The organism is Azospirillum humicireducens, from assembly GCF_001639105.2.
GTDB lineage: Bacteria > Pseudomonadota > Alphaproteobacteria > Azospirillales > Azospirillaceae > Azospirillum > Azospirillum humicireducens.
Window position 1 is genome coordinate 203,680 of sequence record NZ_CP028906.1, and the last position, 16,131, is coordinate 219,810.

Annotated in this window: 11 protein-coding genes and 2 pseudogenes; 5 read left to right on the plus strand and 8 right to left on the minus strand. The window is 67.8% G+C overall.

The window, feature by feature from the left end:
• Nucleotides 1–5 precede the first annotated feature (5 nt).
• The 3 genes and pseudogenes from A6A40_RS25385 to A6A40_RS25395 all read right to left on the minus strand — a co-directional run bounded on the left by A6A40_RS25385 (nucleotide 6) and on the right by A6A40_RS25395 (nucleotide 4,496).
• The gene (locus A6A40_RS25385) at nucleotides 6–1,787 is read right to left on the minus strand and encodes a glycoside hydrolase family 17 protein (RefSeq protein WP_108548647.1); all 1,782 of its coding nucleotides are present in this window, start codon (nucleotides 1,785–1,787) and stop codon (nucleotides 6–8) included.
• Nucleotides 1,788–2,047: 260 nt separating this feature from the next.
• A pseudogene (locus A6A40_RS25390) lies at nucleotides 2,048–2,817 on the minus strand (ferredoxin--NADP reductase); the annotation flags it as partial.
• A gap of 236 nt (nucleotides 2,818–3,053) precedes the next feature.
• On the minus strand, nucleotides 3,054–4,496 hold the full coding sequence (locus A6A40_RS25395) for a helix-turn-helix domain-containing protein (RefSeq protein ID WP_108548648.1): 1,443 nt from the start codon (nucleotides 4,494–4,496) through the stop codon (nucleotides 3,054–3,056).
• Between the two features lie 301 nt (nucleotides 4,497–4,797).
• Here A6A40_RS25395 and aceA point away from each other — a divergent pair, with 301 nt between their 5' ends.
• The 3 genes from aceA to A6A40_RS25410 all read left to right on the plus strand — a co-directional run.
• Nucleotides 4,798–6,075 carry an isocitrate lyase gene (gene aceA, locus A6A40_RS25400; protein WP_108548649.1) on the plus strand — a complete coding sequence of 426 codons (1,278 nt, stop codon included), beginning with the start codon at nucleotides 4,798–4,800 and terminating at the stop codon, nucleotides 6,073–6,075.
• Nucleotides 6,076–6,647: 572 nt separating this feature from the next.
• Complete coding sequence (locus A6A40_RS25405; RefSeq protein ID WP_042697580.1) at nucleotides 6,648–7,211, plus strand: DJ-1/PfpI family protein; 564 nt, start codon at nucleotides 6,648–6,650, stop codon at nucleotides 7,209–7,211.
• Between the two features lie 324 nt (nucleotides 7,212–7,535).
• The coding region (locus A6A40_RS25410; RefSeq protein ID WP_236784086.1) for an MCP four helix bundle domain-containing protein at nucleotides 7,536–8,719 on the plus strand (1,184 nt) is incomplete at its 3' end.
• A 397-nt stretch (nucleotides 8,720–9,116) separates the two neighbouring features.
• On the opposite strand, the pseudogene A6A40_RS25415 reads toward A6A40_RS25410, so the two are convergent.
• Both A6A40_RS25415 and A6A40_RS25420 read right to left on the minus strand, forming a co-directional pair.
• Nucleotides 9,117–10,006, minus strand: a pseudogene (locus A6A40_RS25415) (prephenate/arogenate dehydrogenase family protein); the annotation flags it as partial.
• Between the two features lie 112 nt (nucleotides 10,007–10,118).
• Nucleotides 10,119–11,030 (minus strand): hydrogen peroxide-inducible genes activator, encoded by a 912-nt coding sequence (locus tag A6A40_RS25420; protein WP_108548650.1) that lies wholly within the window; start codon nucleotides 11,028–11,030, stop codon nucleotides 10,119–10,121.
• 249 nt (nucleotides 11,031–11,279) lie between these two features.
• Here A6A40_RS25420 and ahpC point away from each other — a divergent pair, with 249 nt between their 5' ends.
• Nucleotides 11,280–11,843, plus strand: coding sequence for an alkyl hydroperoxide reductase subunit C (ahpC, locus tag A6A40_RS25425; RefSeq protein ID WP_108548651.1), 564 nt, complete (start codon nucleotides 11,280–11,282; stop codon nucleotides 11,841–11,843).
• A gap of 412 nt (nucleotides 11,844–12,255) precedes the next feature.
• Nucleotides 12,256–13,851 carry an alkyl hydroperoxide reductase subunit F gene (gene ahpF, locus A6A40_RS25430; RefSeq protein ID WP_108548652.1) on the plus strand — a complete coding sequence of 532 codons (1,596 nt, stop codon included), beginning with the start codon at nucleotides 12,256–12,258 and terminating at the stop codon, nucleotides 13,849–13,851.
• A gap of 58 nt (nucleotides 13,852–13,909) precedes the next feature.
• Here ahpF and A6A40_RS25435 read toward each other — a convergent pair whose 3' ends face one another.
• From A6A40_RS25435 to A6A40_RS25445, 3 genes are all read right to left on the minus strand, one after another.
• Nucleotides 13,910–14,278: a hypothetical protein gene (locus A6A40_RS25435; RefSeq protein ID WP_108548653.1), complete on the minus strand. Its 369-nt coding sequence runs from the start codon at nucleotides 14,276–14,278 to the stop codon at nucleotides 13,910–13,912.
• 99 nt (nucleotides 14,279–14,377) lie between these two features.
• Nucleotides 14,378–15,349: an endonuclease/exonuclease/phosphatase family protein gene (locus A6A40_RS25440; protein WP_108548654.1), complete on the minus strand. Its 972-nt coding sequence runs from the start codon at nucleotides 15,347–15,349 to the stop codon at nucleotides 14,378–14,380.
• Nucleotides 15,350–15,401: 52 nt separating this feature from the next.
• Complete coding sequence (locus tag A6A40_RS25445) at nucleotides 15,402–16,052, minus strand: chemotaxis protein (protein ID WP_108548655.1); 651 nt, start codon at nucleotides 16,050–16,052, stop codon at nucleotides 15,402–15,404.
• Between the last annotated feature and the right edge of the window lie 79 nt (nucleotides 16,053–16,131).

A 16,131-nucleotide genomic window follows, 5' to 3' on the forward strand; every position in this document is an offset into this window, starting at 1 on the left:
GCGACTCAGATCCGCCGCAGCGGACGCCGGGCGCTCCACACCCCGGCCAGGAAGGGCAGTGCCAGCACGACCTGCAGGGCGGCCCAGCCCAGCGCCTCCCAGTTCGGCAGGGTCCAATCGACTTCGTGCAGGGCCTCCATGAAGGGAAGCTGGCCGTAGATCAGCGATTCGAGCGGGACGAAACCCTCGGCCACCACGGTCAGCAGCGCACCCAGCAGCAGCCCGAAGCCCAGCAGCGACTCCACCGGCATGCGGCGGACGGCGCCGCACAGCCCGCGCGGCTCGCCATCGTCCGCGGGGACCGCCGGGCGGAACAGGCTGGCGATGCCCAGCGCGTCGCGCGTTTCCGTTCCCACCGGGCGGCGGACGGCGCGGATCAGCCCCAGCGCCGGCAGCGCCACTGCCGGGATCAGCAGATAGGGGTTGGGGAAATCGCGATAGCGGCCGTCGTAGACGATCAGCAGCGACCAGACCAGCCCCGCGACGCCCAGCGCCACCGCGCTCCACCGCCCCACCCGCTCGGTGCGGGTCAGGGCCGGGCGGGCGTGGCGCAGACCGACCAGCGGCTCGCGCGCCAGACCGCCGCTCGCCAGCGTGCGGTGGGCGGTCAGCAGCACCGCCAGCACCAGCGCGGCGGTCAGCGCCAGCATCGCCACGGCCAGCGTGGTGTCCTGCCAGTAATGCTTGCCATGCGCCGCCACGAAACCGGCGCGGACATAGAGGGTGGACAGCGCCTGCGCCAGCAGGATCAGCACGACCCAGCCGGTGCCCGGCAGATGGCGGCGCAGCAGCGACAGCCCGCCCAGCAGCACCAGCGCCAGCCCGCTCGACGCCGCGAACAGCCAGGGCCAGGCGACGTTGCCTATCACCGGCCCGGCCAGCGAGAATTTCGGCGTGCGGTCGGCGTTGTAAAGGCCCCAATGGCCGCCGACGGTGCCTTCCAGCTTTGCCTTCCATTCCTGGTCGAAGGCCTCGATCACGTTGTAGTCGAAGCCCTCCTGCTCTGCCATGCGGACGAAGGCGTTGACGAACTTCGCCTTGTTGACCAGCCCCGGCACGGCGGCCCCGCGCGAGCGGCCTTGCGTCGGCCAGCCGGTCTCCCCGACCAGGATCGGCTTGCCGGGAAAACGCTGCGCGATGCTGCGGTAGCTCTGGCGGATGCGCTCGGTGGCGCCCTCCACGCCGGCCGGCACGTCCTCCCAATAGGGCAGCAGGTGGATGGTCAGGTAATCGACATGATCCGCGATCTGCGGGTATTTCAGCCACCATTCCCACACATCGGCATAGGACACCGGCTGCTTCACCGCCGCCTTGACCCGGTCGATGTAGCCGGTCACCTGCTCCGGCGTCAGCTCGCGACGCAGCAGCACCTCGTTGCCGACGATGACGCGGGTGATGACGTCGGGATAGCGGTTGGCGAGGTCGATCAGCGACGCGATCTCCGCCTCGTTCTTCTCGGTCTTGGAGGACAGCCACGCCCCCATGGTGACCTGCAGCCCATGCCGGCGCGCCATCTCCGGCACCACCTGCAGCCCCTCCAGCGAGGTGTAGGTGCGGATGCCCGCCACCTGCGGCGCCAAGGCCGCAAGGTCCTCCTCGATCTGGGCGTTGGTCGGAAAGACCTGGGTCAGCGGGCTCTGGCCGTCGCGGAAGGGGGCGAAGGACACGCTGCGCAGCTTGCCGCCCGGCGGCGGATCGAGCGGCACCGGGCGGTTCGGCAGGGACCAGACGGCGAGATTCGCGAGGCCGGCGACCAGGATCGCGGCGAGGATGAGGATCAGGCGCATGGGCGGGATGTCTACACCAAAGGCTTGACGGTTTGAACGGGGACCGTCGCACCAACAGGCCGGACGGCGATTTTATTCACCGGATCCGGACAGAAAATGGGCGCACCCCCAAAAGGAAGCGCGCCCAGTCGGTCAAGGATTGAGTGACGTGCCTTCGTCACGGAATTGTAAACGTGCGGGAGAGGGAGATTATTCCGGCGGGAGGTGTGACTTTGTGGGGACGTTCTCGGCCCCCTCCCCATCCCTCCCCCTCTTCGAANCGTTCGACGAACGCCTTCTCGATGACGAAGCCGCCCGGCTCGCCGTTGGTGCCCATGACGAAGCCGCGCTTCTCCATCATCGTGGTGGTCTCGGTCAGCATCGCCGGGCTGCCGCAGATCATCACGCGGTCCTTCTCGGCGTCCAGTTCCGGCAGGCCGAGGTCGCTGTACAGCTTGCCGGTTTCCATCAGCGTGGTCAGGCGGCCCTGGTTACGGAAGGGCTCGCGCGTCACGGTCGGGTAATACAGCAGCTTCTCCTTCACCTGCTCGCCGAAGAACTCGTTCTCCGGCAGGCTGTGATGGATCAGGTCGTCATAGGCCAGCTCCGCCACGGTGCGGGTGCCGTGGGTCAGGATCACCCGGTCGAACTTCTCGTACATCTCCGGGTCCTTGATGATGCTGAGGAACGGCGCCAGGCCGGTGCCGGTGCTCAGCAGATACAGGTTCCGCCCGGGAAGCAGGTTGTCGGTGATCAGCGTGCCGGTCGCCTTGCGGTTCACCAGCAGCGTGTCGCCTTCCTTCAGATGCTGCAGGCGCGAGGTCAGCGGGCCGTCCTGCACCTTGATGCTGAAGAACTCCAGCGTTTCCTCGTAATGCGCGCTGACGAGGCTGTAGGCGCGCAGCAGGGGTCGGCCTTCGACCTCCAGCCCGATCATGGTGAACTGCCCCGGCAGGAAGCGGAAGGACGGATCGCGCGTGGTGGTGAAGCTGAACAGCGTGTCGGTCCAGTGGTGAACGGTCAGCACGCGCTCTTTGATCAGATTGCTCATGGGGGCGTTCCAAAACCTGTCGAGGCCAACTCCGTTGGCACTGTTCTAGCCATTGTCCGGGACGCTGCATCAGGTGGCCGGTGCGCAAACACGCAAGCGGAGCTGCCGCGACGCAACGGCCGAAACCTATCAACAAACCCGGTCGAAGGCCACGGATTTATACCAGTCAAATGACGGGCTTTCCGGCAAACAACACAATCTGCGCCGTACAACATTGATCCCGGTCAATTCCCGACTTACTCCGCGCTGGGCGGGGCGAACAGGTAGGGCGACAGGCCGCGCAGGTTCTCGTCGACGATAAGCCGATGATTCAGCGGCGGAAACGCCCGCTGCGAGCAGTCGAGACGCGGGCAGAGCCGGCAATTCACCCCGATCGGCGTCGCCGCGTCGGTGTTGGACAGGTCGAACCCATCCGCATAGGTGACTTGAGCCGCATGCTGGACATCACAGCCCAGCGCCACGGCGAATTGCTGCGGCGGGCTGCGGTGGCCGCCGCCGGCCTTCACCACCGTGCGGGCGATGGAGAAATAGGCGGTGCCGTCCGGCATCTCCGCCATCTGGCTGTGGATCTTGCCCGGCGTGCGGAAGGCCTCGTAGACGATCCAGCGCGGGCAGCCGCCGCCGAAGCGGGCGAAATGGAAGCCGGCCCCCGAAAAGCGCTTGGACACGTTGCCGGCGCTGTCCACCCGCATGAAGAAGAAGGGCACGCCCTTGGCCCCCGACCGGTGCAGGGTGGTCAGCCGGTGGCAGACCTGCTCGAAGGACGCATCGAAGCGCCGCCGCAGGATTTCGATGTCGTAGCGCAGCTGGGTCGCCGCCTCGTGGAAGCGGGCATAGGGCATCAGCACCGCCGCGGCGAAGTAATTGGCCAGCCCGATGCGGGCCAGCCGCCGCGCCTCGTCGCCCGACAGGTTGGCGGACTCGACGATGCCGTTCAGCAGGTCGCGGTGGCGCAGCAGCGCGATCTGGCAGGCCAGCTGGAAGGTGCGGCCCGAGGGGGCCAGCATCTCCGACAGCAGGATGCGCCGGCTGTGGCGGTCGAAGCGGCGCACGGCATAGCCCATCACCTCCGACGGCAGCAGGCGGACGCGCACGCTGTGCTGGGTGTTCAGCCAGTCGACCAGCCCGCGATAGAGGTCGCCGCGCTCCAGCTTGCCGTCCTGCCACAGGCTTTCGGCCGCCGCCTCCAGGTCGGGGAAATGGTTGGAATGGGCCTGGAACAGGTCGCGCACCTCGTCCTGCGGAAAGCCGGCGCTCTGCACCAGATGCAGCTTCTCGCGGTCGGCCACCCGCTCCGCCAGCGCCTGGAGATCGTCGCGCGCCCCGCGGAAGCCGCGATAGAGCGCCACCACCGCCTGCCCCAGCGTCGGCGCCACCGCCGCCAGTTCGCGGAAATCCTGGTTCTTGATGTCGGAGCCGTTGAACAGCGGATCGGCGAACACCTCGCGCAGGCCGGCCACCAGCCGGCTTTCCTCATCCTCGGCGAAGGCCTGCAGATCGACACCGAACTGGTGGCCCAGCTTCAGCAGCAGCGGCACGGTGACGGGACGCTGGTTGTGCTCGATCAGGTTCAGATAGCTGGGGGAGATGCCCAGCTGCTCCGCCATCTGGGCCTGGGTCAGGCCGTGGTCGCGGCGCAGGCGGCGGACCTTCGGACCCAGCATCGCCTTCTTTTCCATGGTCGCCACCGCGCCTCTCCACTTTACAAGATTTACCGATTTACAGGATTGTGAAAACGGCAGTTTACAAACGGACCTTTTTACAAACAAGGGCTTATTGCAACGCACTCGGGCCAGGTTTAAGTCTTGGTTCACGGCCGCGCTGTAAAGCGCAAGCGGCCCCGAAGACACCGGAGGCAGAGCAAGGGCGGGAGGAAACGCCACTGCACACAACCGGTTCCGGGACCGACAAAAGGCCCGCCCCGAGACCCCAGTTCCGCCCCGATCGACCGGGCGCACCGGACAACAAGGAACCTGACCCATGTCGCTCGACGAAAAGACCAAGGCCGCCATCCACGCCGCCCGCTACGAGGGCATCCGCCGCGACTACACCATGGACGACGTCAAGCGTCTGAGCGGCTCGGTCAAGATCGAGTACACGCTGGCCGAGCTGGGCGCGCGCCGGATGTGGGAACTGCTGAACACCGAGCCCTACATCAACACGCTGGGCGCGCTGACCGGCAACCAGGCGATGCAGGCGGTCAAGGCCGGCCTGAAGGCCATCTACCTGTCGGGCTGGCAGGTCGCCGGCGACGCCAACACGGCCGGCCAGATGTATCCGGACCAGAGCCTGTATCCGGTCAACTCGGTCCCGGCGGTGGTCGAGCGCATCAACAACGCCTTCAAGCGCGCCGACGAGATCCAGACCTCCGAGGGCAAGGGCGACACCTACTGGTTCGCGCCGATCATCGCGGATGCCGAGGCCGGCTTCGGCGGCCCGCTGAACGCCTTCGAGCTGATGAAGTCGATGATCAAGGCCGGTGCCGCCGGCGTGCACTGGGAAGACCAGCTGGCTTCGGAAAAGAAGTGCGGCCATCTCGGCGGCAAGGTTCTGATCCCGACGCAGCAGCACATCCGCACGCTGAACGCCGCCCGTCTGGCCGCCGACGTCTGCGGCACCTCGACCCTGGTGATCGCCCGCACCGACGCCGAGTCGGCGCAGCTCATCACCTCGGATGTCGATGAGCGCGACCATCCCTTCATCGACTTCGACGCCGGCCGTACGTCGGAAGGCTTCTTCCGCCTGAAGAAGGGCGTTGGCGTCGAACATTGCATCGCCCGCGGCCTGTCCTACGCGCCCTACTCGGACCTGATGTGGTGGGAGACCTCCAAGCCGAACCTGGACGAAGCCCGCCGCTTCGCCGAGGCCGTGCACAAGCAGTTCCCGGGCAAGATGCTGGCCTACAACTGCTCGCCCTCCTTCAACTGGCGCGCCAACCTGGACGAGGCGACCATCGCCAAGTACCAGCGCGAGCTGGGCGCCATGGGCTACAAGTTCCAGTTCGTCACGCTGGCCGGCTTCCACAGCCTGAACTACTCGGCCTTCACCCTCGCCAAGGGCTACGCCGAGCGCGGCATGGCCGCCTACTCCGAACTGCAGCAGGCCGAGTTCGCGGCCGAGAAGGACGGTTACACCGCCACCAAGCACCAGCGCGAAGTCGGCACCGGCTACTTCGACGCGGTCGCCACGGCGATCTCCGGCGGCACCTCCTCGACCACCGCGTACAAGGACTCCACCGAGGCTGACCAGTTCCATTGATCGCAGGTTCCGATCAACGGGATTGGTCCGTGATCCGGTGTGCGAGCCGGATCTTTTCGAACGGCTGATGCTTTGACTTGCCAACGGCCGGGGGCCTTCCCCCCGGCCGTTTTTTTTGCGTCATCGCCGCCGGACGCAGGGTCATTCGGAATAATCCTTCGGGGAAGCCACGCCCCCATGGTATGGCAGCCCTGCACCGCATCAACCGGTGGTACGGGCCGGCTGGACCGAAAGTCTTGAACGGGGCTGGAAATTGCCCGCAAATCCCTTGCCGTCGCGCGGATCCGCGAGGCCGCAGTCTTGGGTGCGCCGCGGAATCCGTTGTTGACTTGGCACCGCATCGGGACCAAGTAAGTCCGCATGCTGAAAACAAACCGATCCGGGACGTAAAGGTCCCACACGCCGGCACCCGACCTCGGGGTCCCGGCGGGCGGAACTGGCCGCCGCGCAGCCCCTTGCGCGGCGATGACCGTTTCCCGACCGCCCCCCTGCTCCGGCGGGTTCTCCCCTGGTCGACTTGCCATCGGAGACGGCCCGGCGTTTTTGGTGAAACGATGAAAGGACAAGACAGTATGGATCAATCGCTCGCAGGAAAGTCCATCGCCATCCTCGTCTCCAACGGCTTCGAAGAAGCGGAGATGACCGAGCCGCAACGCGCGCTGATCAAGACCGGCGCCACCCTGCGCACCATCTCCACCGAGACGGGTCTGGTCAACGGCTGGCACGGCAAGTCCTGGGGCCATTACTTCCCGGTGGACAAGCATCTGAGCGAGGCGCTGGGCGCCGACTTCGACATGCTGCTGCTGCCGGGCGGTGAGCGCAGCGTCGCGAAGCTGCAGCAGTCGGCCCACACCCGCCGCATCGTCGGCCATTTCCTGGATGCCGGCAAGCCGATCGCCGCCATCGACCAGGGCATTCAGCTGCTCGCCATCCCCGGCAAGCTGCGCGGCCGCCTGCTGGCCGCTCCGGAGGCCTACCGCGCCGACCTGACCGCCGCCGGCGGCCGGATCAGCGACGAGGCTCTGGTCGTCGACGACATCACGGTCTCGGCGCTGGGCCAGGACCAGCTGAACGAGTTCGTCGAAGCCGTGGTGAAGCTGTTCACCGAGCTGGGTTCCGTTCGCAAGGCCGCCTGATCTCCATCCTCAGCCGGTCCCGAAACGGCCGCCGCACCGACCGGGTGCGGCGGCCGTTTCGTTTTCGGGTCCGCGTTCTCCCGCTCCCATCAGGGCGGTGACAACTTCCGTCCCCCGGCAATTCTCCGACCGATCCGCTCACCTTCCGCGTTGATAATTTTAAACATTCGGATTAGTAAGATTGAGGGTCTGATAATTCCATCGGTGTAGACTTTCTCTTGCCGATGTCTTGGCGGGGATGCAGGCAACATGGCTAAAATTCGTGCATTCGGGCGTCTCACCATCCGCGCCAAGATCATCGTCGCCGTGCTGGGCACCGTGGTGATGGCCGGCGCCTTCGGCCTGTTCACGCTCAGCCGGCTGGAAATTCTAAACAATGCTGCCGAAACCATGCGCAGCCGGTCGCTGCCGGCGACCCAGTTGGCCGCTCAACTGACCTCCGCCGCGCAGAGTCATCGCATCGCGGAAGCCGCCTATGCGCTCGCCACCAACGAGATGCAGGTGAACCAGGCGGAAAAGGGCTGGACCGAAGCCGTGGCCGAGGTCACGGCCCGCCGGCAGGACGCCGGCACCCGCTTTGCCGCCGGCGAAGGAGCGGCGCGGCTGGCGGCGTTCGACGAGGCCTGGACCGCCTATGCCGCCGCCGCCGACCGGGTGCGCGCCCAGGCCCGCGACGGCAACGCCCAGTCCGCCGTCAGCGTCTTCAAGCGCCCCAGCGCCGTCGCCTTTGCCCGCGTGCAGGAAGCTCTGGACGCGCTGGTCGACGGCACGATGGCCGATGCCGGCGCCGTCGCCGACCAGGGGGCGGAGGTCTACAACAGCGCCCACGTCATGGTTCTGGGCGGGGTGACGCTCTGCACCCTGCTGGCGCTCGGGTTCGGCGCCGTGCTGGTGCGCGGCATTTCGCGCCCGATCCTCGACGTGGCGAGCGCCCTGGAGCGGCTGGCCGCCCGCGATTTCTCCGCCAGTTTCGAGGCCGGTCTTGGGGAGGGCCGCCGCGACGAGATCGGCCGCATGGCGACCGCCGCCCGCGTCTTCCGCGACACCATGATCGACACCGAACGCCTCCAGCAGGAGCAGGAGCGGCTGAAGACCGCCGCCGCCGAGGAGCGCCGCCGCGAACTGCGCACCCTGGCCGACGGCTTCGAGGCGACGGTGAAGCGGCTGGTCGAAGCGCTGTCGGCCTCCACCGCCGAGATGGCCGCCGCCTCCACCGCGATGGCCGAGGGAGCCGCGGAGACCGCGCGCCATTCCGACGCGGTGTCGTCGGCCGCCGGCCGCGCCTCGGCCAATGTCGACAGCGTCGCCGCCGCCACCGCCGAGCTGTCTGCCAGCTTCGCCGGCATCGCCCGTCTGGTCGCCGATTCCGCCGGCATCGCCGCCGACGCCACCCGCGACGCCGAACGCAGCACCGCGGTGATGGGCAGCCTCGCCGAGGCGGCGGAGGAGATCGGCAAAGTGGTGGACATGATTTCCGGCATCGCCGGCCAGACCAACCTGCTGGCGCTNGGCGAAGGCGACCGCCGAGATCCAGGCGCGCATCGCCGAGATCCAGAGCGCGTCCGGCACCGCGGTCGACACCATCGGCGCGGTGACGCGCACCATCGCCCGGCTGAACGAGATCTCCAGCGAGGTCGCCGCCGCGGTGGAACAGCAGTCCGCCGCCGTGGGTGAGATCGCCGCCAACATCCAGGACGCCGCCGACGGCACCCGCAGCGTCTCCGACAACATCGCCGCCGTCACTGCCGCCGCCGCGTCGGCCGAACAGGCGAGCGGGGTGATGGTGCGCTCGGTCGATACGGTGCAGGACGATGCCGGACGGATGCGGCAGGAGGTGGACGGGTTCCTGGGGGCGTTGCGGGCGTCGTAGCGGGTGTTGTTGGCCCCCTCCCCATCCCTCCCCCNTGCTTGGCGTCGATGATCCCCCGGCGCACCGCACGCGTCTTCGTGAAGTGGTCCTGCAACTGTTCGCCCTCGCCCCAGCGGATGGAGCGCTGCAGCGCCGTCAGATCCTCGGTGAAGCGCTGCAGAATCTCCAGCACCGCTTCGCGGTTGTTGAGGAAGATGTCGCGCCACATCACCGGATCGCTGGCGGCGATGCGGGTGAAGTCGCGGAAACCGCCGGCCGAGAACTTGATGACCTCGGACTTGGTGTCCTCCTCCAGGTCGGACGCGGTGCCGACGATGGTGTAGGCGATCAGGTGCGGCAGGTGCGAGGTGATGGCCAGCACGCGGTCGTGGTGGCTGGCCTCCATGATCTCCACGGTCGAGCCGACGCGGCGCCACATCTCCGTCACCCGCGCCAGCGCATGGCGGTCGGCGCCGGTCGCCGGGGTCAGAATGCACCAGCGGCCCTGGAACAGGGTGGCGAAGCCGGCCTCGGGGCCGGAATGCTCGGTGCCCGCCACCGGATGGCCGGGGATCAGATGGACGCCGTCCGGCAGATGCGGCCCGATGTCGCGCAGAGTCGCCTGCTTGACCGAGCCGACATCGGTGACGATGGCCCCGCGCTGCAAGAGCGGCCCGATGGCCTCGCCCACCGTCGCGAAGCTGCCGACCGGGGTCGCCAGCACCACCAGATCGGCCCCGGCCAGCGCCGCCGCCAGATCGGTGGTGGCCTCCGCCACGATGCCCAGTTCCAGCGCCTTGGCGCAGGCCGCCGGATCGCGGTCGGCGCAGACGACCTGCCGCGCGATCGCATATTCCGTGAGCGCCCGCGCCAGGGAGGAACCGATCAGACCGATGCCGACGATGGCGACGCGGTCGAACAGAGGGGCGGTGTCGGTGGTGGCCATGACGCGGGGTGTCCCGGAAGCGGGTTGGAAGGCGGATCGGACGAGCGAGAAACCGCCCCGTTTAAACCACCTCGCACCCGCCGGACCAAGCGTTTCTTTGCGGCATCGCCGCTCAGCCGTCGTTGCGCGTCATCTCCGCCCGCAGCGCTTCGGCCAGCCGCTGGAAGGTCTCCTTCCGGCCGGAGGTGCGGCGCCAGGCCAGAGCGATTCGGCGGCCGGGGCGGTCGCCGGCCAGCGGATGCACCGCCAGATCGAGCCCGCGCAGGATGCCCGAATCGACCGCCATCTGCGGCAGCAGCGTCACCCCCAGCCCGTTCGCGACCATCTGAACCAGCGTGTGCAGACTGGTGCCCTGGAAGGCGGTGTTGTGCGGCGTGGCGTCCAGCGCGCAGGCGGCCATGGCGTGGTCGCGCAGGCAATGCCCGTCCTCAAGCAGCAGCAGATCCTCGGACGGCACCGTCACGGCCTGTGTCGGGTCGCTGCCGTCCAGCCGGTGGCCGGCGGGGCAGACGAAGGAGAAGCGGTCCTCCGCGATGTCCTCCGTCTCCAGGTCGCCCATCGGATAGGGCAAGGCCAGCAAGGCCGCATCGAGCTTGCCGGCATTCAGCTGGCCGAGCAGGCGTGCCGTCTGGTCCTCGCGCAGGTAGAGGCGCAGGCGCGGGAAGGCCTCGCGCAGGGCCGGCATCACGCGGGGGATCAGGAAGGGGCCGATGGTGGGGATCACCCCCAGATGGAGCGCCCCGGACATCGGGTCGGCGGCGGAGCGGGTGATCTCCACCAGCTCCTCCGCCCCCTTCAGCAGCTGGCGCGCCCGTTCCGCGATTTCGCGGCCGAGCGGGGTCGGCAGCACAGAACGGCGCGTGCGCTCCACCAGCGTGGCGCCCAGCAGGTCTTCCAGTTCCTGCAGGCCGGCGCTGAGCGTGGATTGGCTGACGAGGCAGGCCTCCGCCGCCTGCCCGAAATGGCAGCGGTCGACGACGGCGACGAGATAGCGGAGCTGGCGCAGGGTGGGGAGCGGCTTCATGCCGCGATAGCTAATCGCTTTTATCGATCAGATCAATTGGTATTTTCTACTTCTCTTGATCACAGAATTCCCGTATTCCTCCATTCGTCAACGGGACAACGGAACAACGCCCCGCCCCCCAGCCACAGGAAAGGCCCCTTGTTCGACCCGGTGCGCCGCACTAAGTCGGGCATGTCACGGCCAGCAGCCGGGGCCAGCGTCCAGGGATTGGGGCGCCAACCAACCATCGGACTCCATCGGAGAGCACAAATGTCTTTGATCAACAGCGAGATTAAGCCCTTCGCCGCCAAGGCCTACAAGAATGGCAAGTTCATCGACGTGACCGACGCCGACCTGAAGGGCAAGTGGTCGGTCGTGTTCTTCTACCCGGCCGACTTCACCTTCGTCTGCCCGACGGAGCTGGAAGACCTGGCCGACAACTACGCCGAGTTCCAGAAGCTGGGCGTCGAGATCTACAGCGTCTCGACCGACACCCACTTCTGCCACAAGGCCTGGCACGACACCTCGCCGGCCATCGGCAAGATCAACTACACCATGCTGGCCGATCCGACGCTGGCGATCAGCCGCAACTTCGAGGTCCTGATCGAGGAAGCCGGCCTGGCCGACCGCGGCACCTTCGTCGTCGATCCGGACGGCAAGATCCAGATCGTCGAGATCACCGCCGGCGGCGTCGGCCGCGACGCCAAGGAGCTGCTGCGCAAGGTCAAGGCCGCCCAGTATGTCGCCGCCCACCCGGGCGAGGTCTGCCCGGCCAAGTGGCAGGAAGGCGAGAAGACCCTCGCCCCGTCGCTCGACCTCGTCGGCAAGATCTAAGGTTTCCCCTCCAGGAAACTCTCGGATCGGGGGCCGGTTCCGGCCGGCCCCCACCCCGCTCCGGCGGGCAGCTGTTGCAGTGCCCTTGCACAGGCCGACCGTGCCGCAAGGCAGCTTCCTGCGGGCCGGCTTTCAAAGCCTCCCCGCTGTCAGGTTCCGCAGTATCAGGACCCGTCATCGGTTTCCCCATCCCCGCGAAGGCGGGCACCCAGGCGCTTTTTGTCGCAGCCTTCTCCAAGCCTGGATCCCCGCCTGCGCGGGGAGGACGATGACGCTCCGATCTCATCGCTGTTTCAAAACCAGACCGCCCGCCCGACCGGCTCTTTCTGCTCGGGCCACCATTTTCCGCCCGGACCGCCGCGAAGCCACGCAGGCGATCCGCCCCGGACACGAGACGTTGGGAACGAAAGCCATGCTGGACGCCAATCTGAAGACGCAGTTGAAGGCCTATCTGGAGCGCATCACCCACCCCATCGTCCTGGTCGCCTCGCTGGACGACGGCGCCAAGTCGCAGGAGATGCGGGGTCTGCTGGAGGACATCGCCTCGCTGTCCGACAGGATTTCGCTGGACCTGAACGGACATGACAGCCGCAAGCCGTCCTTCGCGATCAACCGGGTCGGCAGCGATTACGGCGTCACCTTCGCCGGTCTGCCGATGGGGCATGAGTTCAATTCGCTGGTGCTGGCGCTGCTCCAGGTCGGCGGCCACCCGTCGAAGGAATCCGAGGAGCTGCTGGAGCAGATCCGCAACCTCGACGGCGACTTCCGCTTCGAGACCTATTTCTCTCTGACCTGCCAGAACTGCCCGGACGTCGTCCAGGCCCTGAACCTGATGAGCGCGCTGAACCCGCGGATCAAGCATGTCGCCATCGACGGCGCGCTGTTCCAGCAGGAGGTCGAGCAGCGGCAGGTGATGGCCGTGCCCACCGTCTTCCTCAATGGCGAGCCCTTCGCCCAGGGCCGGATGGACGTGGCGCAGATCGTCGCGAAGCTGGACACCGGCGCCGTCGCCCGCGCCGCCGAGAAGATCAAGACCAAGGCCCCGTTCGAGGTGCTGGTGATCGGCGGCGGCCCCGCCGGCGCCGCGGCCGCCATCTACGCCGCCCGCAAGGGCATCCGCACCGGCGTGGCGGCCGAGCGGTTCGGCGGTCAGGTGCTCGACACCATGGCGATCGAGAACTTCATCTCGGTCTCGCACACCGAAGGGCCGAAGCTGGCCGCGGCGCTGGAACAGCACGTCAAGGACTATGAGGTCGACGTGATGAACCTGCAGACCGCCACCGCCCTGGTGCCGGCGTCGCAGGAAGGCGGGCTGATCGAGGTGAAGCTGGCCAGCGGCGCCTCGCTGAAGTCCCGCACGGTGGTGCTGTCGACCGGCGCCCGCTGGCGCTCGATGAATGTTCCGGGCGAGGCGGAATACCGCAACAAGGGTGTGGCCTACTGCCCGCACTGCGACGGCCCGCTGTTCAAGGGCAAGCGCGTGGCGGTGATCGGCGGCGGCAACTCCGGTGTGGAAGCGGCCATCGACCTCGCCGGCATCGTCTCGCACGTCACGCTGATCGAGTTCGACAGCCAGCTGCGCGCCGACGCGGTGCTGCAGCGCAAGCTGCACAGCCTGCCGAATGTCACCGTCATCGTCTCGGCCCAGACCACCGAGGTTCATGGCGACGGCAGCAAGGTCGTCGGGCTGTCCTACAAGGACCGCAACGGTGGCGAGCTGAAGCGGATCGATCTGGAAGGCATCTTCGTGCAGATCGGCCTGGTGCCGAACACCGAATGGCTGAAGGGCACGCTGGCGCTGACCCCGCGCGGCGAGATCGAGGTGGACAACCGCGGCCAGACCTCGCTGCCCGGCGTCTTCGCCGCCGGTGATGCGACGACGGTGCCGTTCAAGCAGATCATCATCGCCATGGGCGAAGGCGCCAAGGCCGCGCTGGCCGCCTTCGACCACCTGATCCGCACGGTGCCGGCCGAGGAAGCCGCCCCGGCCACCATCGCGGCGGAGTGAGCGCGCTGAGATGAAGGAAGCCGGCGGCCCCACGAGGGGCCGCCGGCTTCCTTCACGATTATCCCTCTTTCTTCGCCGCCGCCTTTTCCTTGTCGACGACATCGAGAATCCGCTGCAGCGCCTCGGTGCTCAGCGGAGAGTCCATCGTCAGCCCGTCGCCGAACTTGCGCAACGCGCCGATGGCGCGGCGCCGCGCGATGAACTCGTCGTCGCCCGGCTCGAACGGCTCGACAACCGGCCCCTTGTAGTAGCTGCCGCGGAAGCCCCACTGGCGGCGCCCGTCGGCGCGCCATTCGCTGCCGTCGGACAGAACCATGCAGCGCCCCCCTTCGGTGTAGCGTTCCACCGTGGCGGTGGATTGCGGAATGGACTGGCCGCTGCGGATCGTCACGCGGTCGCCGACGCGGAAGCTGGCGGCAGTGAACATGCTGTCTCCCCAATTGGCGCTGGCCCTCTCAACCGGACCGGAGCGCCGCAAAAATTCCGACGGCGATGTTTTCCACCAGTTGCCCCGGCAAATCCAGCCCTACAGCGCGAAACTCGCCACCACCGGCGCGTGGTAGCTGACGGGCGAGGGCTCGTCGGCGTGATCGACCTCGTCGGTCAAGCCCTCGTTGTGGATGGCGACCTCCCGCAGCCGCCCGGTCAGCCGGGGCGAGGTCATCAAATGGTCCAGCAGCACCGGGGTGCCGGCATGCAGGACGGTGTAGCGCCGCTCGTCCGGGATCGCCTGCTCAAGCGGCTCCAGCACGCGGTTCGCCAGCTCCGGGTTGCCGGTGAAGTCCGGGGCGGCGCGGATGATGCGGACGGCGGTCTGCTCCAGGTCGGCGTTGCAGTCGCCGGCAACCACGATCAGCGCGTCGGGATCGGCGTCGAACAGCCGGTCGACCGCCATGCGCGTCTCCAGCGCCTGCCCCGTCCGCTTGATCGAGGCGAGATAGAAGCCTTCCGCCCAGCCGGCCGCCGTCTTCCAGGTCTGGGCGCCCGCCTTCTGCCCCGGCACCGGGGCGGCGATGGGCGCGCGCAGATGCAGGTCGAAGACATGCAGGATGCTGCCGCCCGGCAGCTCCACCTCGGCATGCAGCACCGGCCGGTCCCAGCCGACCTCGGTCTCGGTATCGGAGGCCGGATCTGCGGTGGCGAGCCGCACGCGGGCCGGCGGCACCAGATGGTGGCGCAGCAGCCGCGCCGCCCTGATCGGCCAGCGGCTGACGATCACCGGGTTGTGGCGGTCGGCCGGCGACGGGGCGTCGCCTGCGGTGACGTGATACTCCGCATAGCGCGTGCCCGCCAGCAGCCGGGTGAGCGCGCGCAGGATCCGCGGCTCGCTCTTGACCGGGTGCTGGGCATCGACCTCCTGCAGACAGAGGATATCGGCCTCCAGCCGTTCCAGCTGCGGGCGCAGGGTGGCGATCCGCGCCTCGAAGGGCGGCTCGTCGGCATCGTCGTCCAGGTTTTCCAGGTTGAAGGTGGCGATCCGGAACAGCGTGTCGGCCATGACGGGCTCCGCGGAGGAACGGCGGGTATCGGCAATGCGCCGGTCGGGCTTATCAGAACAGCTCGACCTCGCCTTCGATCCGCGTCCGGCCCAGATGCTCCATGTAGGACGACTCGTTTCGTGTGATGTCGTGCAGCGTCTCGTCGCCGATCAGCCGGCGCTGGCTGCGCCCGCTGGTGGGGAAGAAGCGCACGGCGCGCGGGCTGGCGCCGCCGACGTCCCAGCTGACGGTGGGGATGCCTTCGGTCGCCAGATACTTCATCACGAATTCGACGTTGCGCTGCCCGATGTTGGCGGTCCGCAGCGTGGTCAGATTGACGTTGGCACCGCCGAACACCTTGGCCCGCAGACGGTCGCGCCGGCCGGTGACGGTCAGCAGCCGGTTGATCAGATGCTCCATTGCCGTGGCGCCGTAGCGCGACGACAGCGACAGCTCGTCCGTTCCGGCGTCGGGCAGCAGGAAATGGTTCATGCCGCCGATCTCCTCGATGGGGTCATACAGGCAGGCGGCGACGCAGGAGCCCAGCGTGGTGGTGATCACGACATTGGGATCGTCGGTGACGACGCAGCCGCCGACGACGATGTTGACGACCTCCGCCCCCAGCCGCCGGTCGTGATAGCGGTTGGCGGCGGTATCCTGACGTTCCAGCCGGCGGCGAAGGACGCTGCACGCGGTAGAAGTGCCGGAACGATCTGTCATCATCGGATCAGGAGCCCTCGCTGCGGAATGCGGACCGATATGGTTCGGCTGGACAGGCGGTCAATGCAACTGCGACGGTTTT

Coding starts and splice junctions, on each gene's coding strand:
- A6A40_RS25445 (WP_108548655.1), bottom strand. CDS start 16,052: ATGATGACAGATCGTTCCGGCACTTCTACCGCGTGCAGCGTCCTTCGC.
- A6A40_RS25440 (WP_108548654.1), bottom strand. CDS start 15,349: ATGGCCGACACGCTGTTCCGGATCGCCACCTTCAACCTGGAAAACCTG.
- ahpF (WP_108548652.1), top strand. CDS start 12,256: ATGCTGGACGCCAATCTGAAGACGCAGTTGAAGGCCTATCTGGAGCGC.
- A6A40_RS25435 (WP_108548653.1), bottom strand. CDS start 14,278: ATGTTCACTGCCGCCAGCTTCCGCGTCGGCGACCGCGTGACGATCCGC.
- A6A40_RS25405 (WP_042697580.1), top strand. CDS start 6,648: ATGGATCAATCGCTCGCAGGAAAGTCCATCGCCATCCTCGTCTCCAAC.
- A6A40_RS25420 (WP_108548650.1), bottom strand. CDS start 11,030: ATGAAGCCGCTCCCCACCCTGCGCCAGCTCCGCTATCTCGTCGCCGTC.
- ahpC (WP_108548651.1), top strand. CDS start 11,280: ATGTCTTTGATCAACAGCGAGATTAAGCCCTTCGCCGCCAAGGCCTAC.
- aceA (WP_108548649.1), top strand. CDS start 4,798: ATGTCGCTCGACGAAAAGACCAAGGCCGCCATCCACGCCGCCCGCTAC.
- A6A40_RS25385 (WP_108548647.1), bottom strand. CDS start 1,787: ATGCGCCTGATCCTCATCCTCGCCGCGATCCTGGTCGCCGGCCTCGCG.
- A6A40_RS25395 (WP_108548648.1), bottom strand. CDS start 4,496: ATGGAAAAGAAGGCGATGCTGGGTCCGAAGGTCCGCCGCCTGCGCCGC.